Genomic DNA, 23,323 nt, shown 5'->3' with positions numbered 1-23,323 from the left:
ATATCTGAGAAGTAGGCTCTAGGCTAGCTCCACGATTTCCATGTACTCGTCGTTCCACAAGTCCTCATCGCCGTCGGGCATGATGATGACGCGCTCTGGGTTGAGAGCCTTGACCGCACCCGGGTCGTGGGTAACCAAGACCACGGCACCGGTGTAGGTACCTAGGGCATCGAGCACCTGCTCGCGGGACTGTGGGTCGAGGTTGTTCGTGGGCTCGTCGAGAAGCAGCACGTTGGCGCGCGAGGACACCAGCGTTGCCAGGGACAGTCGGGTTTTCTCACCGCCGGAGAGCGTGCCGGCGGGTTGCTCCAACTTGTCTCCGGAGAACATGAAGGCGCCCAGCAGTCCACGCAAGTCCTGCTGGCCGGCATCCGGGCAGGCCTCGATGGTGTTTTCCCACACGGTTTTGTCTGGGTCGATGTTGTCGTGCTCCTGAGCAAAGTAACCGATGCGCAGGCCGTGCCCGGAGACGATGCCGCCTTCGCCATCGGTGCGCTCCACGCCCGCCAGAAGCTTGAGCAGAGTCGTCTTGCCCGCACCGTTATAGCCCAGCACAACCACGCGGGAACCCTTGTCGATGGCCAAATCGACACCGGCAAAAACCTCCAGCGAGCCATACATCTTGGTCAGGCCCTTAGCGTTCATCGGAGTCTTGCCGCAGGGAGCGGGTTCGGGGAACTTGATGTGGGCGACCTTGTCGGCCACGCGGACGTCATCAAGCTCGTTCATCATGCGCTCGGCGCGGTGCAGCATCTGCTTGGCAGCGGCGGCTTTCGTGGCTTTCGCGCCCAGCTTGGCGGCCTGCTTGTGCAGGGCTGCGGCTTTCTTCTCCGCGTTGGCACGCTCGCGGCGGCGGCGTGCCTCATCGGTGGCGCGGGCATCAAGGTACTTCTTAAAGCCCATGTTGTAGACGTCGGCCTCAGCGCGCACGGCATCGAGGAACCAGACCTTGTTGCACACGGCCTCGAGCAGGTCGACGTCGTGGGAAATCATCACCAGGCCGCCCTCGTGCTTGGACAGGAAGCCTCGCAGCCAGGTAATCGAGTCTGCGTCGAGGTGGTTAGTGGGCTCGTCGAGAAGCAGTGTGGTCTGGGACTTGCCTGACCCAGCTGAAGCTGCGAAGAGAATCTGCGCCAGCTCTACGCGGCGGCGCTGACCGCCGGACAGCGTCTTGAGCTGCTGGTCGAGCACACGCTGCGGCAGACCCAGGTTGTCACAAATCTGGGCGCATTCGGAGTCCGCCTCATAGCCGCCTAAGGTATGGTATTCCTCCTCCAGGCGGGAAAACTTACGAATGGCCTTGTCGCGGAACTTATCATCCGTGGCCGTCTCCATGAGCTCTTGCTGCTTGGCCATGCGGCGCTTGATTTCATCCAAGCCGCGCGCAGAGAGCACGCGCTCACGCGCGGTTTGCTCGGTGTTGCCCTCGCGGGAATCCTGCGGCAGGTAACCAATAGGACCCGAGCGCGTCACCGAGCCGCCATAGGGCTCGGTCTCCCCCGCCAGGATGCGCATGGTGGTCGTCTTTCCCGCGCCATTGCGCCCGACCAGGCCGATGCGATCCCCCGGCTGCACGCGAAGGTGCTGGCCGGGGGCGTCGAGAAGCGTGCGTGCGCCCACGCGCACCTCGAAATCATTGGTCACAATCACGTCGAAACAGTCTAGCAACCAGGGTAGTTAATCCCGAACCAGCGGCAATGACGCTTCAGCTTGTATCTGGGAATCCAGAGTGAAGAGCACCTTGGAAAACCTGGTTCCTGTTCGGCGCGTTTCACTTATGCATGAAGTTCGATGTGACTAGATTGGCGTCATGAGCACATCAGACACATCGAGATCTCCATTAATCCTCGCGATTACCGCATGTCCGACCGGAATCGCCCACACCTACATGGCCGCTGAGAACCTGGAGGCTGCTGCCGCTGAACTGGGTTACCGCATCAAGATTGAGACACATGGTTCAATTGGCGTCGAAGGCACCTTTAGCTCTCAGGACATCGAGGAAGCCGATGCCATCGTGATCGGTGCCGACACCGTCATTGCAAAGGACCGCTTTCGCGGAAAGCGCCTAGCAGCGACTGGTGTCGATGAAGCGATTAAGCATCCAAAGGAACTCCTCACTCGCGCTCGGTCAGCGGCGAAGTGGGAAGAAAAGACTTCGGGCGAAGAGCCGCAAGAAGCTCAGCATAATGAAAACTCCAGCAGTACCACGGGGTTCCGTGCGGTGGGTCAGACTCTCTACAAGGCGCTAATGAATGGTGTCTCCCACATGATTCCGTTCGTGGTCACCGGTGGTCTCCTCATCGCGGTAGCACTCTCAATCGGAGGAACACCCACGCCCGAGGGCCTGGCTATCCCCGAAGACTCCTTCTGGAACACCCTGAATGAGCTTGGTGGTCTGGCCTTTTCTCTCATGGTGCCGATCCTTTCCGGTTATATCGCGGTCGGCATTGCGGACCGTCCTGGTTTGGCACCAGGACTCATCACCGGCCTTATCGCCACGACCGGCTCGCTTTACGGCTCTGAAGCTGGAGCGGGCTTCCTAGGAGGCATCGTCACAGGCATCCTGTCAGGCTACGTAGCCTTGGGAATCAAAAAGATTCCCGTTAATAAGTACATCGCCCCGATTTGGCCGATCATCGTTATTCCGATCTTCACCACGCTCATTGTGGGGCTCATCTTTATCTACCTTGTCGGTGCGCCAGTAGCCGGCGCCTTTGAAGCCATGACCGAGTACCTCGCCGGGATGGAAGGCTCCTCTGTCATTGTCCTCGGTCTCGTCATTGGCGCGATGATCGCTTTCGACATGGGCGGTCCCTTTAATAAAACTGCCTTCCTGTTCGGCGGGGGCATGATTGCAGCCGGCAATGCGGCTCCGATGGGCATGGCGGCTACCGCCATCGCTGTACCGCCCCTGGCGGTGGGTGTTGCGACCCTCGTACGCCGTGCTTGGTTCAATAAGGCGGAGAAGGACGCCGGTATCGCCGCGCTCTTCATGGGGTTCTTTGGCATCACTGAAGGCGCTATCCCTCTTGCGGCGGCACGCCCGCTGCAGGTCATCCCGGCCAACGTCATCGGTGGTGCGGTAGCAGGCGCCCTGGCAGGTGTATTCGGGGTCAAGGACCATGTCATGCATGGTGGCCCCATCGTTGCTGTGCTCGGGGCTGTCGACAACGTCGTGGGCTTCTTCATCGCACTGCTTATTGGTGTCGTTGTCTGTGCTTCCGTCATGCTTCTGTTGATCGGATTTACCCAAAATAGAAAAGCCCAGAGTAAGAATGAGAGCTCGGGTGAACGGGGTGAAGCGGGCATAGCTAAGGAGGATGTGTCAGAAGCATCGGTCCAGGAAGAACCTTTGCTTTCTACCGACACGGTGAGCCTTGACCAAGACCTTGGCACGAATCGCAAGGAAACCATCGAATCGCTGGTTCAGCTTGTCTCCCCTCGGCTTTCTGATCCTTCCGCAGTTATCACTACGGCCCTAGAGCGGGAAGCGAAGCATTCGACCGGTGTGGGGCATGGTGTGGCTATCCCACATGCTCGTTCCGCGGGAGTGACAGTGCCGACTCTGGCCTTTGCTCGTCTTCCCGAGGGGATTACGTGGGCAGAGGGCGAGGAGCCAACGACGTTGGTCTTCCTCATTGCTGTGCCTGAGGATGCTGGCAAGCAGCACCTCAAGCTGCTTTCCAAGCTGGCGCGGGCGATCATGAAGGATAACTTCCGTACTCGTCTTCAATCCGCCACATCCAAGGAGGAAGCGGTGGACATCATCTCCTCGGCATTGGATCCGGCGTCCTCACCCGCTTCGTCATAGCGGTGCGTTCTCAAGCCCTTAAAGCTACTTAAAACACCGCACATTAAGGAAAAAGAAACCGCCAGCCCGAGTGCTCCCAAGGTCGTGTTGTGAAGACCTTAGGCGCCTCGGGCTGACGGTGATGGGGACTTGCAGCCGAAACTAAACGGCGAAGCCGAGGGCCTGGAGCATCTCGCGGCCCTCTTCGGTAATCATGTTCGGGCCCCACGGCGGCATCCAGACCCAGTTGAGCTGGACTGCCTCGGCGAGCTTGTTGCCCACGATGACATCCTCGATCTGCTCGCCGATGACATCGGTGAGTGGGCAGGCCGGGGAGGTCAGCGTCATGTTGATGACGCAGGTGTTCTTGCCATCAATATCGTCGAGCCAGACGTCATAGACCAAGCCCAGATCAACGATGTTGATTCCGAGCTCCGGGTCGATGACATCACGGAGGTACTCGGTGATATCGAAGGTCTTCGCAATCTGCTCTTCGGTTTGTTCAGGCTTGACAGCAGCGCCATCGAAGGAGGCATTCTGGTCCTGGTAAGGATCGGTGCTGCCACCGGTGGTTTCAGTGTTATCAGCCATCTACTTCTCCAATTCATTCAACGCTTCCACGGTGGCGGCCTGGAAGGCCTTCCAGCCGAGGAGAGCGCATTTAACACGGGCGGGGAACTTGGCTACGCCAGCAAAGGCAACGCCATCCCCGATGATCTGGTCGTCTCCCTCAACTTCGCCGCGGGAAGTCACCATCCGATCAAACTCCTCGAGCTTGGCGTTAGCCTCCTCCAGCGGAATGCCCACGATTTCCTCCGCCATGACGGAGGTTGAGGCCTGCGAGATGGAGCAGCCCTCGGCGTCGTAGGACACGTCCTCAACAGTGGTGCCATCAGCGGAAAGCTTGACACGGAGAGTGATTTCGTCACCGCAGGAAGGGTTGACGTGGTGGACCTCTGCCTGGCCTTCGCGGAGGCCAGAGAACTTCGGGTTCTTATAGTGATCCAGGATGACGTCCTGGTACATGGAATCTAGGTTCATTCGCTCACTCCAAAGAAGGTGCGGGCAGCCCGCACCGCCTCTATGAGGGCGTCGACCTCGTCCTCAGTGTTGTACAGGTAAAAGCTAGCACGTGCGGTCGAATTAGCCTTGCACGCGCGGTGCAGCGGCCACGCACAGTGGTGGCCGGTGCGGATGGACACGCCATGAGAATCAAGAACCTGGCCTAGGTCATGCGGATGGATCCCATCCACAATAAAGGAGACCGCTCCCCCGCGATTCTCGGTGTTTTCTGGCCCGATGATGCGCACGCCGGGGATCTCAGCAAGCTTCTCCAAGGCCAATGCAGTGAGCTTTTGCTCATGAGCGTGGATGGCCTCCATGCCCACCTCGCTCAAGAACTTCACTGCTGCGCCTAGGCCCACGACCTGGCTGGTCATCTGAGTACCGGCCTCGAAGCGGGTCGGTGGCTCGGCAAACGTCGAGCCTTCCATCTTGACTACCTCGATCATGGAACCGCCAGTGAGGAAAGGCGGCAGCTGTGCCAGCAGCGCTTGCTTGCCGTAGAGCACGCCCACGCCAGTTGGGCCGCACATCTTGTGCCCAGAGAACGCGGCGAAGTCGACGTCGAGTTCGTGGAAATCCACAGGCATGTGCGGAACGGACTGACAGGCGTCGAGGACCACCATGGCGCCCACGGCACGGGCACGGCGTACCAACTCCGCGACAGGCGCCACAGCCCCGGTCACGTTGGATTGGTGGGTAAAAGCCACAACCTTGACGGAGTCATCGAGCTCGAGCGAATCGAGATCAATGCGGCCGTCCTCAGTCATGGAGTACCACTTCAGCGTCGCACCGGTGCGCTGGCACAGCTCTTGCCACGGCACCAAGTTCGCGTGGTGCTCCAACTCGGTGACCACGACGGTATCGCCCTCACCAACATAAAGCTCGCCCGCGCGCTCGTCACTGAGTACATAGGCAACTTCATTCAACGCTTCCGTGGCGTTCTTAGTGAAGGAAATCTCATCGCGATCAGCGCCGACGAAGGCGGCGATGGCCTGGCGAGCGGACTCATAGGCGTCATCAGCTTCCTCCGCCAGCTGGTAAGAGCCACGGTGCACCGGCGCGTTGGTGCCGAGCACGAACTCCTCCTCGGCCTTCCATACCGGCAGGGGACGTTGCGAGGTCGCTCCCGAATCCAGGTACACCAGTGGTTTACCGTCGCGCACGGTCCGCGAGAGGATAGGGAATTGTTCCCGAATCGCATTAACGTCTAGTTCAGGCATAGGTCCTTGTGCTCGGTTCTTTTTCTCTAGCGTGTCGTGGTGTGGTCGTGGTCGGCGCTACTGCCTACTTAAGGAACTGCTCGTAGCCGTCTGCCTCAAGCTGGTCAGCCAGCTCGGCGCCGCCGGTCTTGATGATCTGTCCGTCGGCGAAGACGTGAACGAAGTCCGGGACAACGTAGTTGAGGATGCGCTTGTAGTGCGTGATGAGGAGGATGCCGCCCTTGGTCTCCTCTTGGTAGCTGTTGATGCCTTCGGAGACGACGCGCAGGGCGTCGACGTCCAGACCGGAGTCGGTCTCGTCCATGACGGCGAACTTCGGCTTGAGGATATCCAGCTGCATGACCTCGTGGCGCTTCTTCTCACCACCGGAGAAGCCCTCGTTCACGGAGCGATGAGCGAAGGACTTGTCGATGGAGAGCTTCTCGCGGGCCTCAGTGAGCTCCTTGTTCCACTCGCGCAGCTTCGGGGCCTCGCCACGAATAGCGGTCACGGCAGAGCGCATGAACTGCGACATCTTCACGCCCGGCACCTCAGTCGGGTACTGCATAGCCAGGAAGAGACCAGCGCGGGCGCGCTCATCGACTTCCATCTCGAGGATGTTCTCGCCGTCGAGAAGCACCTCGCCCTCGGTCACCTCATACTTAGGGTGGCCAGCGATAACGTAGGACAGAGTGGACTTGCCGGAGCCGTTGGGGCCCATGACAGCGTGGGTCTCACCGGAATTGATGGTGAGGTTCACGCCCTTGAGGATCGGCGTGGGCTCACCGTCCTCCTCGTGTGGGAGCACCTGCGCGTGGAGATTTTTGATTTCCAGGGTAGACATTGAGTTGGTACCTGCTTTCGGAAAGTTTTAAGCGTTGATCTTGGCGAGCTCGTCGACGACGCGGGATTCCAGATCCTCGCGCAGGGACTCGACCGGGATGCGGGAAATGACTTCAGAGAAGAAACCGCGGATGATGAGGCGGCGTGCCTCGGCGGCAGGGATACCGCGGGACATGAGGTAGAACAGCTCGAGGTCATCGAAGCGACCCACCGTTGCGGCGTGGCCAGCACCGACGATCTCACCGGTCTGGATCTCCAGGTTCGGGATGGCGTCAGCACGCGCACCCTCGGTGAGGATCAGGTTGTTGTTCGTCTCATAGGTGTCCGTGTTGTTCGCATTCTTGCGGATGAGCACGTCACCGACCCAGCAGGTGCGGGCCTCCGGGGTGCGGGAAGCGGAGCCGGCATCGGCCTTCTGCGCAGCCGTTGCACCCTGCAGAGCGCCCTTGTAGAACACGCGGGAACGGCAGTTCGGCACGTCGTGGTCCACCAGCAGGCGGTTCTCAAAGTACTGGCCGGCATCAGCAAAGTAGACGCCGAGCAGTTCGGCATCGCCGCCGGGAGCATCGAAAACCACGCGCGGAGCGAGGCGCACAATCTCGCCGCCAAAGATGGCGGTGTTGTGGCGCAGTACGGCGTCCCGGCCCACCTTTGCAATCTGGTGGGACAGGTGCACTGCATCGTCTTCCCAGTCAGCGTCAACGACGACGGTGACCTGGGAGCCGTCGCCAAGCACGAACTCAACATTGTCCGCGTGGGTGCCGGAGCCAACGTACTTAAGCACGATGGTGGCCTCTGCGTGGTGGCCCACGTGGATGGAGGTTGCACCAAAGGAAGTCACGCCCTCACCAGCACCGGTGATGGTAATCTCCACCGGCTTCTCCAGTCGTGCTTCCGCGTCGACCGTAACGACCTGTGCCTCCGGCATCGAGGACCACGCCTGTGCAGCAACACGGTCGGCAGGAGCGCCAGCGGTGCCTAGGCGATCGTCGTCAGGCGCAACGGTTTCGGAGGTCACGCCTTCCGGCGCCACGACGTCGATCTTCTGCGCCGTAGCCGGTGCGAACTCGCCGTTGTGCAGACCACGCAGGTTGCGCAGCGCGATGAAGCGCCAGACTTCGTCGCGGCCGTGCGGAACCGGGAAATCCTCCACATTGAATGAGGTGAACTGGTCACCCTTGGTGACGTCAGCAGGATTAAATTCGTTGGAAGCTACCACTTAGCCCACCGATCCTTCCATCTGCAGCTCGATAAGACGGTTCAGCTCCAGCGCATATTCCATGGGGAGCTCCTTAGCAATCGGCTCGACGAAGCCGCGCACAATCATCGCCATGGCCTCTTCCTCAGCGATGCCTCGCGACATGAGGTAGAACAGCTGCTCCTCAGAGACCTGGGAGACCGTTGCCTCGTGGCCCAAGGTGACGTGATCATTGCGGATGTCGTTGTACGGGTAGGTATCCGAACGCGAGTTGTTATCCACCAGGAGGGCGTCACACTCGACGTTGGCTGTGGAGTTGGCAGCGTTGGCGTTAACCTGCACCAAACCACGGTAAGCCGCGCGGCCGCCGTTGCGGGCCACGGACTTGGAGACGATGTTGGAGGAGGTGTTCGGTGCCATGTGGACCATCTTGGAACCAGTGTCCTGTACCTGGTTGTCCGCCGCGAAAGCCAGGGAGAGAACCTCGCCCTTGGCGTGCTCGCCGGTCAACCAGCAGGACGGGTACTTCATGGTCACCTTGGAGCCGATGTTGCCATCGACCCATTCCATGGTGCCGCCCTCTTCGACCTTGGCGCGCTGGGTCACCAGGTTGTAGACGTTGGTGGACCAGTTTTGAATGGTGGTGTAGCGGCAGCGGCCACCCTTCTTCACGATGATCTCAATAACACCGGTGTGCAGCGAATCCGAGTTGTAGATCGGCGCGGTGCAGCCCTCGATGTAGTGAACGTAGGCGCCCTCCTCCACGATGATGAGGGTGCGCTCGAACTGGCCCATGTTTTCGGTGTTAATACGGAAGTAGGCCTGCAGCGGAATATCTACGTGGACGCCCTTCGGGACGTACACGAAGGAACCGCCGGACCAGCACGCGTTATTCAGCGCAGAGAACTTGTTGTCACCGGCCGGAATAACAGTGCCGAAGTACTCCTGAAGGATCTCCGGGTATTCGCGCACGGCGGTGTCGGTATCAACGAAGATAACGCCCTGAGCCTCGAGGTCCTCACGGATCTTGTGGTAAACCACCTCGGACTCATACTGCGCGGCAACGCCAGAGACAAGACGCTTCTTTTCGGCGTCCGGAATACCCAGCTTGTCGTAGGTCTCTTTAATGTCGTCCGGCAGGTCGTCCCAGGTCTGGGCCTGCTTCTCGGTGGAGCGGACAAAGTACTTAATATTGTCGAAATCGATTCCGGAGAGATCCGGGCCCCACGTCGGAACCGGCTTCTTGTTGAATACACGCAGCGCCTTGAGGCGGGACTCGAGCATCCATTCCGGCTCGTTCTTCTTCTTCGAGATATCGCGGACGACATCCTCGCTCAAACCGCGGTGTGCTGCCTGGCCGGCTTCGTCGGAATCACGCCAGCCGTACTCATAGCCACCGATGGAGGAGATGATCTCGTCATCGCTCATCTTGGTCTCAAGCCCGGGTGCTGGTTGTGCCTGTGTCAAAGCCCGCTCCTTTCTAGTTCGATCAGTTCTCCTCCCGTTCCGCCGAAGATAGTGGAACGGGAGTTAAGGGGATATTCGTGGTGCAGATTCCATGGCCATCCGCGATGGAGGCCAAGGGCTGCACATGTTTGCCTAATAATGCGGAGAAAACTTCCTGTTCAGCTTCACACAACTCCGGGTGCTCGGCGGCCACGTGGGCGACCGGGCAATGGTGCTGGCAAATCTGTACTCCGTTGCCCACCGACGTCACCGTGGCCGCATAGCCATGTGCATCAAGCACTTCAGCCAAGCGGCGTGCTACCTCTGGGACAGACTCTTCATCCTCTACCAAAGGTGTCACGTCTTCCACGAGACGCTCGAAGCGGGCCTTAGCGAAGTGGCGAACCGCCTCCGGACCACCCGCTTCGCGCAAAGCAGTGAGCGCTTCCGCCGCCAATTGATCATAGGCGTGCCCGAATTGAGCGCGGCCCTGATCGGTGAGGCGGAAATGCTTGGCGGGGCGACCACGGCCTGCCGTCTGCCCAGGACGGGCTGACGGGCGGCGGTGCACCACCTCGGTGAGTCCTTCCTCCACCAGAATGTCTAAGTGCCGACGAATGCCGGCTGCAGAGAGACCGAGACGTCCACCCAAATACGACGCCGTTACCGGGCCATCCTTGAGAAGCAACAGCATGACGTGTCTGCGGGTATCGCCCTCTGTAGAGCGAGTTTCCCTTGGCAACTCCTTCGTCACGGTGTACACCTCCTTGAATGAAACATTCTCCCTTTAGACAACACTAGTGTTCCTTAATTCATTCCCGATTTCCACTCTTTCATTCGTGTCGCGGACACCTAGTCGCTTCTCACCAACGAGCGACTAAGGTAAACAGGCATGAATATCGAGCGCGGCTACACCCAATCGGGGCGATTGCACCGAGTCATCTGGGGCGTGCGCGATGAACTCCCCCGCATGGGAGTACCGGGATCCCGCTCCGCGCTCCTCCACCAGGATTTTCCCGACTCCACCGAAGGCGCGGACCACGCAGCGCTTGGCGACGTTCACCGCCGCACCATTGCCCAACTGCGCACACTTTTTAGCCTGAGATGGCTCGGAACCATTGGAGCGTTATTAATTGCACTCGGCGGCCTGGGTGCCGGTGCCCTGCCCGTCGTGGGGAATCCTTATGAGTCATTGCCTTTTGGCTCGCTCATGACGCGCATGCTGCAATCAGCATCCGCCCTTGTCTTTATTGGTGTCGGATTCATGGTGACGGCCTGGGTATGCATGGCCCCGTTGGTGGGGGCGCCGCTGCGCCTGCGTAAGAACTCGGCAAGCGCAAGTACAGGCTCGACACCTAGCGAAGATCCGCGGTTTAGCCACTCCCCGCGAGTAGTCACCCAAAGTCAGATGTGGCGAACGTGGTTGGGGTGGGTTCTCCCCTTGCTCGTCACCGCGCCGCTGTTTACCCAAGACATCTACTCTTATCTCGCCAACGGCTCCATCGTGCTTCAAGGGCTCGATCCCTATTCCGCGGGCCCCGTGCAACTTTTGGGCGCGGATAATGACCTTGCCCGGTCCGTCCCCTTCATTTGGGCAAACTCCCCTTCGCCCTATGGCCCTGTGGCCTTAGGCTTGGCAGCTGTCGTAAGCTGGCTGACTAACGATTCCATCATCTGGGGTGTGGTGCTGCACCGCGTGTTTTCTCTTTTCGGCATCATCGCTGCCGGCTGGGCCATTGCACGGCTTGCTACCCGGTGCCGCGTATCCCCCGAAGCGGCGCTGTGGCTGGGCATCCTTAACCCCTTGACCATCCTCCACCTCGTCGGCGGAATCCACAATGAATCCTTCATGCTGGGGTTGGCTCTCGTCGGCGTAGAGCTGGGCCTGCGAGCGGTTAATGATGAGCACTCCGCCTGCTGGCGCGTATGGGCTTTGTTTCTGGCCTCGGGTGTCCTTATTTCCTGCGCGGGCATGGTCAAGGTGACCGGCTTCATTGGCCTAGGCTTTGTTGGCATGGCGGCGGCGCGGAGTCGCGTCGACAAGCACGGCATCCCACCAGTGCGGGCGGTGCTTGGCGCTGGCGTGACCCAATTGCTGGTGCTCGCAGCGTCCATCGCCGCTGTCACTGTCATCACGGGGATCGACATAGGCTGGATTTTTGGTCAGGGCGGCGCAGCAACGATCCGTTCTTGGCTGTCCGCGACTACCTCCGTGGGTGTCGGCGCCGGCTCCCTGGGGATGCTGCTGGGTTTGGGTGATCACACCGAGGCCATCCTCAGCGTCACACGTACCGTGGGCGTCATTATCGCCGGGGGTTTCATGATCCGCATGCTGTTTGCCACCTACCGCGGCGCAATCCATCCAGTGGGTGGTCTGGGAGTATCCACCTTTGTGCTCGTGGTGTTTTTCCCCGTTGTCCAACCCTGGTACATCCTGTGGGCTGTACTGCCGCTCGCCGCGTGGGCTAACCGCCGCTTCTTCCGCATGGCCGTCATGATCTATTCCGGGTTGATGAGCTTTATCGTCCTGCCCCGCGGGCTCGGGCTTCCTCCCGGGACGGTATTCGTCATCTACCTTGCTGCCTTGGTGACGTTCCTCGCGCTCGCCGCTGTGGGGTGGGTTGCATTGCGCCGCTCAGGCGTCCGTGTCCTAGACTAAGGCTCCGTGACTACATCAGCTCTTGTATTAGATAACGTCATTAAGACCTATGGCGACGTCAACGCAGTTAACGGGCTGAGTTTCCGCGCCAATTATGGCGAGATCCTGTGTTTGCTGGGGCCTAACGGTGCAGGAAAGACAACCACCATCGAGATGTGTGAAGGCTTCAAAAAGCCCACTTCCGGCCACATTGAAGTCTTAGGCCTTGACCCCGCACGCATCCCTGATGCAGTGCGCTCCCGCATCGGCATCATGCTCCAGGGCGGGGGCTCCTACTCCGGCATCAAGGTCAAGGAGATGCTCGAACTCAGCGCCTCCTATAACGAAAATCCTTTGGACCCGGAGTGGCTTCTGGATACCCTCGGGCTGCGCGGAGTGGCAAAGAATAGCTACCGACGTTTGTCCGGTGGGCAACAACAACGTCTCTCTCTCGCACTGGCCATCATTGGGCGCCCCGAATTGGTCTTCCTCGATGAGCCCACCGCAGGCATGGATGCCCAATCGCGTCTTGCCGTCTGGGACCTTATTCGCTCTTTGCGGGCCGACGGCGTCACCGTCATCTTGACTACTCATCTCATGGACGAGGCGGAAGCGCTCAGCGACCATGTCGTCATCATCGATCACGGTCGGCTCGTCGCCAGCGGCACCGCAGCTTCACTAACGGAGACAACCGACATCCCGCAGCTGAACTTTGACACCGCAACCCCGGTGGACCTGGAGGCCTTGCGCGAGGAAGGGATCTCCGCCGAGGCCATTCGACCCTTGCACTACCGGCTCACCTCTACGGTCAGTCCAGCCGTTATCGCTGATCTCGCCACGGGTTTGGCCGCGCAAAACGTTATCCTCCGCAACCTGCATACGTCGCACCGCAACCTCGAAGAAGTCTTCTTGGACCTCACCGGCCGCGAGATGCGCAGTTAGAAGCGCTGCTGCTTTCCACCACGATTCTTTCATCACGTTCTTTAATCAAGGAGACGCTCCATGAGCACCTTCGCACCCGGCACTTTTAGCCCGCACCCGCAGCGCGTCGGCGTGGCGGCCATGGCGCGTGCCCAAGGGGCTATCGAATCCAAGCTGATGCTGCGGCACGGCGAGCAACAGTTGCTGAGCATCATTATTCCGCTCGCTATTCTGATCGGTGCTGCGAAGCTGAAGGATACTACCGGGCATGGTGTGGATGAGGTTTTCCCCATGGTGCTCGCTGTGGCCGCTACCTCGTCTGGCTTTACCGGCCAGGCTATTTCTCTGGCTTTCGATCGGCGCTACGGTGCTCTGAAACGCACCGGCGCTTCGGGCGTTCCTGCCTGGGCCATCGTGGTGGGAAAGATTCTCGGTGTGCTCTCCATGGTGGTTCTGCAGCTCCTCGTGCTCGGAACCGTCGCAGCTATTCTCGGCCTTCGAATTTCTGTTGGGGGCGCTGCCATCGGCGTGCTCACCTTGGCGTTAGGCGTTGCCACGTTTACAGCTTTAGGCCTGCTGCTGGGCGGAACCTTCAGCTCTGAAGTGGTACTGGCGGTAGCCAACCTAATTTGGTTTCTCCTCCTCGGTGCCGTCGGATGGGCAATGTTTTCCCAGGGCCTCGGCGATAACGGGGTACTCAGCCTCGTGCCCACGGTGGCCATGGCTGCTGGTCTCGATACCGCCCTCAACGGTTCCTTCCCGGGCATTGAGCTCCTTGTCCTCGTGGGGTGGGCAGCGGTGGCGTCGTTTGCTGCGGTGCGTTGGTTCCGCTTCGAAGGCTAAAAGTGATTCTTCTCCCTTGCATGGTGTGACCCACCCGTCGATATTGGTTCCCGGATGGGGCCGGGCGGTAGGCTGAATAGCCGTGAGTACCGCCAATATTTCCTCTCCTCAACGTTCCACCGCGCCCGCTGCGCCGTCCACCGGTCCCTCGGTGAAGACGCAGCGCATCGTCGCGCTCATCCTCCTGGTCTGCCAGGGTGGCATTACAGTGTCGGGTTCCATCGTGCGCGTAACCGGCTCCGGCCTTGGTTGCGTCACCTGGCCTAACTGCCACCCTGGCTCCTTGGTTCCCATCCAGGGCGCGGCCCCGATGCTCCACCAGGCCATTGAGTTCGGCAACCGCCTGCTGACCTTCGTTGTGGCAGCCGCGGCCATCGCCAGCATCGTGGTCGTTCACAAGGCGCAGCGCCGCAAGGAGCTCAAGGTCTATGCCTGGGCAGGGCTCGCAGGTGTTTTCGTGCAGGCACTCATCGGCGCTCTCTCGGTCGTGCTGAAGCTTTCTTGGTGGAGTGTGGCAATACACTTCCTTCCGTCAATGGTCCTGGTATGGATCGCGGCCATGCTTTTCTCCCGCATTAACGAGCCCGATGACGGCACTCCCACTCGCCTCTTCCCCGCCGCAGTGCGCACCCTCGCGGTGGTGGCCACTGTAGCCCTGTCCATCGTTCTGCTAACCGGCACCTTTGTGACAGGCTCGGGTACCCACTCCGGTGATGCCGGTGTGGGCATGGAGGGCCGCCTCGGCGTGGACACCTATGGCATGGCCATCATTCACGCGGTCTGCATGTACGTCTACTTAGCGCTGACACTCATCGTGGTCTTCCTCCTGCACCGCACCGGCGCTCCCAAGGTGGCGAAGAAGGCCGGCTGGGTGCTCATTGCCTGCATCGTCATCCAATGGGCTATCGGTGTCACCCAGTTCTATCTCCACATCCCGCGCTGGACCGTTCCTTTCCACGTAGGCATGTCCTCAGTGGTCACGGCCTTCACCGCCCTGCTGTGGGCGCATGGCTTGCGCCGCGTCGAGAACGAGGATGGCTCTACTGCCAACACTGCCCAGCGCGGTGACGAGAACGTCCCCGCCGCCAAAGGCTAAGCAGAGTCACCGGAGCCAGCAAAGCCACTAGAACAGGTACTCCTAGCGCCGCCGTTCTCACCAGGAAGTGAGGATGGCGGCGCTTTTTGCTGCGAGGAGGACTCGGCTTCGTTTAGCCTAGACACCATGCATGCTATTCAGGTGACCACGACCGGAGGACCCGAGGTCCTCACCTACACCGAGGTAGATTCCCCCACGCCGACGAAAGAGCAGCTGCTTGTCGACGTCTCCGTGGCCGGTGTCAACTACATCGACACCTACTACCGCGAAGGCATCTACAACGCCTCCGTGCCCTTCATCATCGGCCTTGAAGGAACCGGACGCGTGGTGCACGACCCCCAGGGCGAGATTGCCCCGGGCACGATGGTGGCCTGGGATCACGCCTTCGGTTCCTACGCCGAGCAGGTCTGTGTGCCGCGCGACCGCGTGGTGGCCGTCCCCGACGAAATTCCCTCTGCCGTTGCCGGTTCGATGCTCCTCCAGGGCATGACGGCGCACTACCTCACCCACGGCGTCTACCAGCTAGGGGAAGGAGCATCCTGCCTCATTACCGCCGGTGCGGGCGGCGTGGGCTTAATCCTCACCCAGATGGCCAAGTCCCTGGGCGCCACCGTCTATTCCGTGGTCTCCACGGATGAGAAGGAAGAGTTGGCCTATGGTGCGGGCGCAGACTGCGTCTTCCGCTACAGCAGCGGCCTGGCCGAGCAGGTGCGCCGACACAATGGCGGGCGCGGCGTCGACGTGGTTTACGACGGCGTCGGCAAAGCCACCTTCAATGAGTCTCTAGAAGTTGTGCGCCCTCGCGGCACGGTCGCGCTTTTCGGCGCCGCGTCGGGCCCCGTCCCGCCGATGGACCCGCAGCTGCTTAATAAGCACGGTTCCATCTTCCTCACCCGCCCCTCACTCGGCGCTTGGACCTCCCAGGAAGGCGAGTTCCAGATGCGCGCCCAGGCAGTGGTGCAGGCGGTCATCGATGGCGACCTCGACTTCCGCGTCTCCGCGGAGTATCCCCTCGTCGAAGCCGCACAAGCCCACCGCGACCTTCAAGAGCGCAAGACCACCGGCTCTATCGTCCTACGCGTAAGAGAAGATTAGCCCAGGGAGTAGCTCCCTGGGCTAGGTAGAAATAGTTGGGGGTTTTCTGTACCGGTTGGCAGGCCGCCTCGTTAGAAGAGGGCGGCTGACCAGCCCAGCATGCGCCCGATAGGTTCCCAGCCCACGACAGCGTCGATAGACAGTCCAATGAAGAGGACTGAGAGATAGTTATTGGAGTAGATGAAGAGGCGCATGGGTTTAACCTTTGCGCCCTTCTTCACCCCTTGGTGGAGGCGGATTGCCATCCAGAGGAAGACCGCACCAGAGGCCACCGCGGCCACCAAGTAGATCCAGGAGGCCGCCGGGATAATAAGGAAGGTCACAATAACCGTTCCGGCCGTGTACCACACAATCTGCCGGGTTACTTCCACTTCTCCGGCAACGACGGGCAACATCGGCACCCCGGCCTTGCGGTAGTCCTCCTTGTACTTCATCGCCAGCGCCCACGTATGAGGCGGGGTCCAGAAGAAGATAATGAGGAACAACACTACGGCCTGCCACCAGCGGTCAGGCTCCCCTGCCGGCGCGTTATCCCGGATAACTGCCCAGCCCACCATGGCGGGCATACAGCCTGCTAGGCCGCCCCAGACAATGTTCTGGGAGTTTCGCATCTTGAGGAACTTCGTGTAGACGATGACATAAAAGAAGTTGGTCAACAGCACGAAGAACGCCGCCAGCCAGGAATGCGCCAGCACGCCCAGCCAAAAGACGGATAGTGCGAGCATGACCCAAGCGAAAATGGCGGCATTCCGGCGCGAAATAGTCTTGCGCACCAGCGGCCGAGCACGAGTGCGCTGCATCTTCTGGTCAATCTCATAATCCACGACGTTGTTGAACGTGTGGGCCGCAGCGGCACCCATCCATCCGCCGAAGATGGTGGATACGATGAGCCAGAAGTTTGAGGACACTGCCTCGAATCCACGCTGGGCCTGGAGCATAGCCGGGATTGCTGCCACGAGGAGGAGCTCAATGATCCTCGGTTTCGTTAGCGCAAAATAGGCCTTGATGGTCTCCAAGGAATAGTCCTCCGTATATCCGGCACGTGGGTGTATTGCTTATGGGTCTGAAGTAGTGGTCGTCTGCTCGCGCTAAAAAGTTCCCGAGTCATCCCGAGAGGCGTGTGGCACGGTCGAGGTTTTCTTTTCGAATCACTCGCCAGCCAGAGCCGATAGCGGGGAGCAACGGCGTCAACCATGCCAGACTACCGCCCGAAACCTGGTTTATATAATCCCCCGCCGAAGATCGAAAAACCTTTACACTGATTAACGGTATATCTGTTTCGAGAAGCGAAGTGAGGTTTTCGCCGTGTCGCACGAAAAGTTGTCCCCGGAACTGCAGGCTATGGTCCAGCGCCGTTATCCTTCGGACTGGAGTGACCTCGACACCCGCGCCGTGGATACCGTCCGCGTGCTCGCTGCCGACGCCGTTCAGAACTGCGGCTCCGGCCACCCCGGTACCGCCATGTCCTTGGCGCCTCTGGCCTACACGCTCTACCAGCGCGTGCTCAACCACGACCCAGCAGATGTTCACTGGGCGGGGCGCGACCGCTTTGTCCTCTCCGTCGGGCACTCTTCTCTGACGCAGTACATCCAGCTCTTCCTCGGCGGCTTCGGCCTCGAGATGGAGGATCTCAAGTCTTTGCGCACGTGGGGTTCTAAGACTCCCGGCCACCCGGAGGTTCACCACACCGACGGCGTAGAAATCACCACCGGCCCGCTGGGCCAGGGCCTGGCTTCCGCTGTTGGTATGGCCATGGCCGCGCGCAAGGAGCGTGGATTGTTCGACGCTTCCGCCCCAGCTGGAGAATCTCCCTTCGATCATTACGTCTATGTCATCGCCTCTGATGGTGACCTGCAGGAGGGCGTGACTGCTGAGGCCTCCTCCCTGGCAGGCACTCAGAAGCTGGGCAACCTCATCGTCTTCTGGGATGACAACCGCATCTCTATCGAGGATGACACCAACATTGCCTTCAACGAGGACGTCGCCAAGCGCTATGAGGCTTATGGCTGGCACGTCCAAACCGTTGAGTCCGGTGAGGACGTAGAAGCCATCGAAGCGGCCGCTGCTGCTGCCCGCGCCGAAACCTCCCGTCCCTCCTTCATCCGCGTGAAGACGGTGATCGGTTACCCGGCACCGAACAAAATGAACACCGGTGGCGTCCACGGCGCCGCCCTCGGTGAAGACGAGGTGGCTGCTACCAAGGAGGTCCTCGGCTTCGATCCTGCGCAGTCCTTCCACATCGACGAGGAAGTCCTCGCTCATACCCGCGAGCTGACTGACCGCGGGGCGCAGAAGCATGCTGAATGGCAGGAGAAGTTCGACGCGTGGGCCGCGGCCAACCCGGAGGAGAAGAAGCTCTTCGATCGCCTCCAGGCCCGCGAGCTTCCTGCTGACTTCGCCGCCGAGCTTCCCACCTGGGAAGCGGGCGAGTCTCTGGCTACGCGAAAGGCTTCTGAAGCCGCCATTCAAGCACTTGCCGCCTCCCTGCCGGAGATGTGGGGCGGTTCCGCCGACCTGGCAGGCTCCAATAACACGGTGATCAAGGGCGCGGAGTCCTTCGGCCCCGAATCCATCACCACGGATGCCTGGACCGCCACGCCTTATGGCCGTAACCTGCACTTCGGTATTCGTGAGCACGCTATGTCCGCCATCATGAACGGCATCGCGCTGCACGGCAATACCCGCGTCTACGGCGGTACCTTCCTTATTTTCTCTGAGTACCAGTACCCCGCCGTGCGCCTCGGTGCGCTCATGTCTACCGATACCTACTACGTGTGGACCCACGATTCCATTGGCTTGGGCGAGGACGGCCCCACCCACCAGCCGGTAGAGACGCTCGCTGCCCTGCGCGCCATCCCCAATCTCTCCGTCATCCGCCCAGCCGATGCTAACGAGACGGCCCAGGCGTGGGCGGCGGCACTCGAGTACAAGGCCGCTCCGAAGGGACTAGCGCTGTCCCGCCAGAACCTTCCAGTGCTTGAGGGCACCAAGGAAAAGGCGGCCGAAGGCGTACGCCGCGGCGCCTACATCCTTGTTGAGGCATCGAAGGAAACCCCAGATGTCATCCTTCTTGCCACCGGCTCCGAGGTGCAGCTCGCGGTAGAAGCCGCCAAGCAGCTCGAGGCTGAAGGCACTGCTACCCGGGTCGTTTCCGCACCGTGCCTGGAGTGGTTCGATGAGCAGGATGCTTCCTACCGCGACTCCGTCCTTCCCTCCTCGGTCCGCGCTCGCGTCTCCGTCGAGGCCGGTATCTCCATGCCGTGGCACAAGTACACCGGTTCCTTCGGCCGCACCGTGTCTCTGGAGCACTTCGGTGCCTCCGCACCTGCCGCAGAGCTCTTTGAGAAGTTCGGTTTCACCGCCGAGGCCGTTGCTGATGCCGCGCGCGAAGCACTAAGCGCTGCGCAGGCAGATTAGTCTCCCGTTCCGAGTTCCCCTCACGAAAGGACCTACACCACACCATGACGCATATTGATGATCTGGCTCGCCTCGGGACGTCAACTTGGCTCGATGATCTTTCCCGCGAGCGCCTGGAGTCCGGCAACCTCCGTGAGCTCTTGGACACTAAGTCCATCGTGGGTGTCACCACGAACCCCGCGATCTTTGCTGCCGCAATGTCCTCCGGAACCTCTTATGATTCCGATATCGCAGTGCTGAAGGAAAAGTCCGCTACCGCGGACGAAGCAGTGTATTCACTGGCTATCGACGATGTCCGCAACGCGTGCGACGTCTTTACCGAGATCTACGAGAAGTCGGGCGGCCGCGATGGCCGCGTCTCCATCGAGGTAGATCCCCGCATCTCCGCCGATGCGGAAGCTACCTTGGAGCAGGCACGTGAGCTATGGGCCAAGGTTGAGCGCCCCAACCTCATGATCAAGATCCCAGCTACCGATGGCTCCCTTCCCGCCATCTCCGACGCCCTCGCCGAGGGCATCTCCGTCAATGCCACCCTCATCTTCTCCGTCGAGCGCTATGCCCAGGTCATTGCGGCTTATAAGGAGGGAATTAAGCGCGCCGCTGCGGCGGGCAAGGATGTCTCCACGATTCACTCCGTAGCATCCTTCTTCGTCTCCCGTTTGGATACCGAAGTAGACAAGCGCCTAGAACTGAACGGCTCAGACGTGGCTCTTGCCTTGCGTGGAAAGGCTGGCGTGGCCAACGCTCAGCGCGCCTACGCCCTGTACCGCAAAGAGTTCAAGGAGGGCGGCGAAGACCTCCCATCTGGCGCGAACCCGCAACGCCCCCTGTGGGCGTCGACGGGCGTTAAGAACCCCGACTACCCCGCCACGCTCTATGTTTCCGAGCTAGCCGGACCGGATACCGTTAACACGATGCCAGAGAAGACCATCGATGCCGTCCTCGAGCAGGGAAACCTGCACGGCGATACTCTCAGTGGCTCTTCTGAGCAGGCAGAGCAGGTGTGGTCACAACTGGAGGCAGTTGGCATTGACTTCGCCGATGTCTTCGCAGTGCTGGAGAAGGAGGGCGTCGACAAGTTCGTCGATGCATGGGAAGCTCTGCTCGCTTCTATAACGGATCGCCTTGCCTAGACAACCGCGAACAGTGATTGCTCGTTAGCGACTCTCGCACCGTCTATGGCCACGCAACTATGGCCTACGGGGCGCGGGTCGCTATGCTGAGCAGTTGGACTTAACTCACACAGACCGAAAGGACACTTAGTGAGCACTACCAGCGCGTGGGTCAACCCGTTGCGCAACGCGAAGGACAAGCGCCTGCCACGCATCGCCGGCCCTTCTGGCATGGTGATTTTTGGCGTCACGGGTGACTTGGCGCGCAAGAAGCTCCTGCCTGCTATCTATGACCTGGCCAATCGCGGATTGCTTCCGGCAGGCTTCACCTTGGTCGGCTACGGCCGCCGTGACTGGGATAAACAGGCTTTCTGCGACTACGTCCGCAAAGCCGCCGAGGCAGGTGCACGAACCACGTTCAGTGAGCATGTGTGGGAGCACTTGGCCAAGGGAATCGAGTTTGTGCAAGGCAACTTCGATGACGAAGGCTTTGACAAGCTGTCTGCCCGGCTCGCTGAGCTCAATGCTTCCCGCGGCACGGGCGGTAACTGGGCCTACTACCTTTCCGTGCCCCCGGAGTTCTTCTCCGATATTTGCCATCAGTTGGAGCGCGTCGGCATGGCTGATAGCACGGATAATTCTTGGCGCCGCGTCATCATTGAGAAACCTTTCGGCCACGATCAGAACTCCGCGCGCCAGCTCAATGAGATCGTCAATGCCGTTTTCCCAGAGTCCTCGGTCTTCCGCATCGACCACTACCTGGGTAAGGAAACGGTGCAGAACATCATGGCTTTGCGCTTTGCCAACCAGATCTTCGAACCCATGTGGAATGCGCACTATATCGACCATGTGCAGATCACGATGGCCGAAGACATCGGGCTCGGAGGCCGTGCTGGCTACTACGACGGCATCGGCGCTGCCCGCGATGTCATCCAAAACCATCTCCTGCAGCTGCTAGCCCTCGTCGCCATGGAGGAGCCTTCCTCCTTTGACCCTGAGGCGCTCCAAGCAGAAAAGATCAAGGTGCTGCGCGCCACCAATGCGGTGCACCCGCTCAACAAAACAACGGCCCGCGGCCAATACTCCGCCGGCTGGCAAGGCTCGGAGTATGTTAAGGGCCTCCGAGAAGAGGAAGGCTTCGATCCCGAATCCACGACGGAAACCTATGCAGCCTGCACCCTTGAGGTCAATTCCCGACGATGGGCGGGCGTTCCTTTCTACCTGCGCACCGGCAAGCGCCTCGGCCGCCGCGTGACGGAGATTGCGCTCGTTTTTAAGACCGCCCCACACCAGCCTTTTGACCAAGGTCAAGCTGATTCGCTAGGCCAGAATGCTGTGGTGATCCGCGTCCAGCCAGATGAAGGCGTCACCATGCGCTTCGGCTCCAAGGTCCCCGGCTCCACCATGGAAGTGCGCGACGTCAACATGGACTTCGCCTACGCTGAGGCCTTCACCGAGGAATCACCGGAGGCCTATGAGCGCCTTATTCTCGACGCCCTCTTAGACGAGTCCTCACTCTTCCCCACCAACGAGGAAGTGGAGCTGTCTTGGTCCATCCTCGACCCCATCATTGAATACTGGTCCAACATCGGTCAGCCAGAGCAGTACCGCGCTGGCACATGGGGGCCGGAGTCTGCCGATAGAATGCTGCGCCGCCGGGGTCATTCCTGGCGCCGTCCGTAGGTCCCTAGGAGAAATGGCTTTATGATTATCCCCTTGCCAGATACGACCACGCGCAAAATCTCTAAGAAGCTCGTGGAGATGCAGGAGCATTACACGCTCACGACCGGACGCGTTCTTACGCTCATCGTCATGACCGAAGAAGGCGATGATCTTGACAACCTGCTCACTTCAGTACGCGATGCCTCCCACGAGCACCCCTCTCGCGTCATCGTGATCGCCTCGGGCTCCCTCGAGGAGGAAACCCGCCTCGATGCTGAGCTGCGCGTTGGTGGCGAGGCTGGTGCCTCGGAAATCGTCGTTATGCACCTGCACGGCGCCCTCGCCGACCAGGCAGAAGCAGTGGTTACTCCCCTTCTTCTTCCGGATACACCAATCGTCGCGTGGTGGCCTACTGCCTGCCCGCCTGCTCCCGCCGCAGTGCCCATCGGTGCTCTTGCTCAGCGCCGCATCACTAACGTGGCTTTCGGCAGCGGTGTTGATCAATACGACCTGCACGTGCTGTCCTCCGGCTATAAGCCGGGTGATTCCGACATGTCCTGGGGCGCCATCACCCTGTGGCGTGGCATCATCGCCTCGTCTCTTGACCGCCACCCACACGAGCCTGTCAATTCGGTGGAGATCTCCGGAGCCGAGCACCACGCCGCCGTCGACTTTGCAGCTGGCTGGCTGCTCGACGCCCTTTCCGTCCCCGTCACCCGTAAGATCTCGAAGTGCGAGGCAGGCGCCTTCCCGATTACCTCCTTAGTTTTCCGGCGCCCCACCGCGGATATCACTGTAACGGCTGTCGACGCCACAACGGTTAAGGTCAGCGTCCCCGGTTCTCCAGAATCGCTCGTGAGCCTCGCTGTGCGTTCCGAAGCGGAGGTGCTCTCGGAAGAGCTGCGCCACCTTGATTCTGATAGGACATACGCCCATGCTCTCCGCGCCTTAGCGCGCGTGCACTACAGTGTGTAGGCGTAACCTTTTCATCGTTTCCC

19 protein-coding genes are annotated in these 23,323 nt (G+C 60.4%); 10 read left to right on the top strand and 9 right to left on the bottom strand.

The annotated features are described in order from the left end of the window. Window positions 1–18: 18 nt before the first annotated feature. The gene (locus HMPREF2978_RS03485) at window positions 19–1,650 is read right to left on the bottom strand and encodes an ABC-F family ATP-binding cassette domain-containing protein (protein WP_070744093.1); all 1,632 of its coding nucleotides are present in this window, start codon (window positions 1,648–1,650) and stop codon (window positions 19–21) included. 160 nt (window positions 1,651–1,810) lie between these two features. Between HMPREF2978_RS03485 and HMPREF2978_RS03480 the strand changes: the two genes are divergently transcribed. Continuing rightward, window positions 1,811–3,811, top strand: a complete 2,001-nt coding sequence (locus HMPREF2978_RS03480) for a fructose-specific PTS transporter subunit EIIC (protein ID WP_070744091.1) — start codon at window positions 1,811–1,813, stop codon at window positions 3,809–3,811. A 141-nt stretch (window positions 3,812–3,952) separates the two neighbouring features. Here the strand turns inward: HMPREF2978_RS03480 and HMPREF2978_RS03475 are convergent, their stop codons facing one another. From HMPREF2978_RS03475 to HMPREF2978_RS03445, 7 genes are all read right to left on the bottom strand, one after another. Then, entirely contained in the window at window positions 3,953–4,381 is a 429-nt protein-coding gene (locus HMPREF2978_RS03475) for a metal-sulfur cluster assembly factor (protein ID WP_010186729.1), read from the bottom strand. Further along, window positions 4,382–4,831: a Fe-S cluster assembly sulfur transfer protein SufU gene (sufU, locus tag HMPREF2978_RS03470; RefSeq protein WP_070528379.1), complete on the bottom strand. Its 450-nt coding sequence runs from the start codon at window positions 4,829–4,831 to the stop codon at window positions 4,382–4,384. After that, a complete protein-coding gene (locus tag HMPREF2978_RS03465; RefSeq protein WP_070528381.1) occupies window positions 4,828–6,075 on the bottom strand; it encodes a cysteine desulfurase in 1,248 nt (415 codons plus the stop codon). The genes sufU and HMPREF2978_RS03465 overlap by 4 nt, the downstream gene beginning before the upstream one ends. Before the next feature lie 64 nt (window positions 6,076–6,139). Next, a complete protein-coding gene (sufC, locus tag HMPREF2978_RS03460) occupies window positions 6,140–6,898 on the bottom strand; it encodes a Fe-S cluster assembly ATPase SufC (protein ID WP_070528384.1) in 759 nt (252 codons plus the stop codon). Window positions 6,899–6,925: 27 nt separating this feature from the next. Beyond that, the gene (gene sufD / locus HMPREF2978_RS03455) at window positions 6,926–8,116 is read right to left on the bottom strand and encodes a Fe-S cluster assembly protein SufD (protein WP_070528386.1); all 1,191 of its coding nucleotides are present in this window, start codon (window positions 8,114–8,116) and stop codon (window positions 6,926–6,928) included. Continuing rightward, window positions 8,117–9,523: a Fe-S cluster assembly protein SufB gene (gene sufB, locus HMPREF2978_RS03450; RefSeq protein WP_141761398.1), complete on the bottom strand. Its 1,407-nt coding sequence runs from the start codon at window positions 9,521–9,523 to the stop codon at window positions 8,117–8,119. It lies immediately after the preceding gene. Between the two features lie 61 nt (window positions 9,524–9,584). Further along, window positions 9,585–10,295, bottom strand: coding sequence for a helix-turn-helix transcriptional regulator (locus tag HMPREF2978_RS03445; RefSeq protein WP_070744130.1), 711 nt, complete (start codon window positions 10,293–10,295; stop codon window positions 9,585–9,587). Between the two features lie 138 nt (window positions 10,296–10,433). Between HMPREF2978_RS03445 and mptB the strand changes: the two genes are divergently transcribed. The 5 genes from mptB (at window position 10,434) to HMPREF2978_RS03420 (ending at window position 16,134) form a co-directional block, all read left to right on the top strand. Further along, on the top strand, window positions 10,434–12,200 hold the full coding sequence (gene mptB / locus HMPREF2978_RS03440) for a polyprenol phosphomannose-dependent alpha 1,6 mannosyltransferase MptB (RefSeq protein ID WP_070744089.1): 1,767 nt from the start codon (window positions 10,434–10,436) through the stop codon (window positions 12,198–12,200). A gap of 6 nt (window positions 12,201–12,206) precedes the next feature. After that, on the top strand, window positions 12,207–13,121 hold the full coding sequence (locus HMPREF2978_RS03435) for an ABC transporter ATP-binding protein (RefSeq protein WP_070744087.1): 915 nt from the start codon (window positions 12,207–12,209) through the stop codon (window positions 13,119–13,121). Window positions 13,122–13,181: 60 nt separating this feature from the next. Continuing rightward, a complete protein-coding gene (locus HMPREF2978_RS03430; RefSeq protein WP_070528407.1) occupies window positions 13,182–13,943 on the top strand; it encodes an ABC transporter permease in 762 nt (253 codons plus the stop codon). An 82-nt stretch (window positions 13,944–14,025) separates the two neighbouring features. Continuing rightward, window positions 14,026–15,039: a COX15/CtaA family protein gene (locus HMPREF2978_RS03425; protein WP_070744085.1), complete on the top strand. Its 1,014-nt coding sequence runs from the start codon at window positions 14,026–14,028 to the stop codon at window positions 15,037–15,039. Window positions 15,040–15,165: 126 nt separating this feature from the next. Further along, window positions 15,166–16,134: a quinone oxidoreductase family protein gene (locus HMPREF2978_RS03420; RefSeq protein WP_070744083.1), complete on the top strand. Its 969-nt coding sequence runs from the start codon at window positions 15,166–15,168 to the stop codon at window positions 16,132–16,134. Window positions 16,135–16,205: 71 nt separating this feature from the next. Here HMPREF2978_RS03420 and HMPREF2978_RS03415 read toward each other — a convergent pair whose 3' ends face one another. Next, window positions 16,206–17,150, bottom strand: coding sequence for a heme o synthase (locus tag HMPREF2978_RS03415; protein ID WP_070744081.1), 945 nt, complete (start codon window positions 17,148–17,150; stop codon window positions 16,206–16,208). A 325-nt stretch (window positions 17,151–17,475) separates the two neighbouring features. Here HMPREF2978_RS03415 and tkt point away from each other — a divergent pair, with 325 nt between their 5' ends. From tkt to HMPREF2978_RS03395, 4 genes are all read left to right on the top strand, one after another. Continuing rightward, window positions 17,476–19,551, top strand: coding sequence for a transketolase (gene tkt, locus HMPREF2978_RS03410; protein ID WP_210383655.1), 2,076 nt, complete (start codon window positions 17,476–17,478; stop codon window positions 19,549–19,551). Between the two features lie 44 nt (window positions 19,552–19,595). Beyond that, entirely contained in the window at window positions 19,596–20,684 is a 1,089-nt protein-coding gene (tal, locus tag HMPREF2978_RS03405; RefSeq protein ID WP_070528422.1) for a transaldolase, read from the top strand. Window positions 20,685–20,813: 129 nt separating this feature from the next. Beyond that, window positions 20,814–22,346, top strand: a complete 1,533-nt coding sequence (zwf, locus tag HMPREF2978_RS03400; protein ID WP_083299012.1) for a glucose-6-phosphate dehydrogenase — start codon at window positions 20,814–20,816, stop codon at window positions 22,344–22,346. Window positions 22,347–22,367: 21 nt separating this feature from the next. Then, the gene (locus tag HMPREF2978_RS03395; protein ID WP_070528425.1) at window positions 22,368–23,300 is read left to right on the top strand and encodes a glucose-6-phosphate dehydrogenase assembly protein OpcA; all 933 of its coding nucleotides are present in this window, start codon (window positions 22,368–22,370) and stop codon (window positions 23,298–23,300) included. Window positions 23,301–23,323: the final 23 nt, after the last annotated feature.

Source organism: Corynebacterium sp. HMSC074C01 (genome assembly GCF_001814605.1).
In the GTDB taxonomy this organism is placed as follows: Bacteria; Actinomycetota; Actinomycetes; order Mycobacteriales; family Mycobacteriaceae; genus Corynebacterium.
Note: the sequence above shows the minus strand (reverse complement) of the source record. Positions and strands in the feature narration are given on the sequence as shown.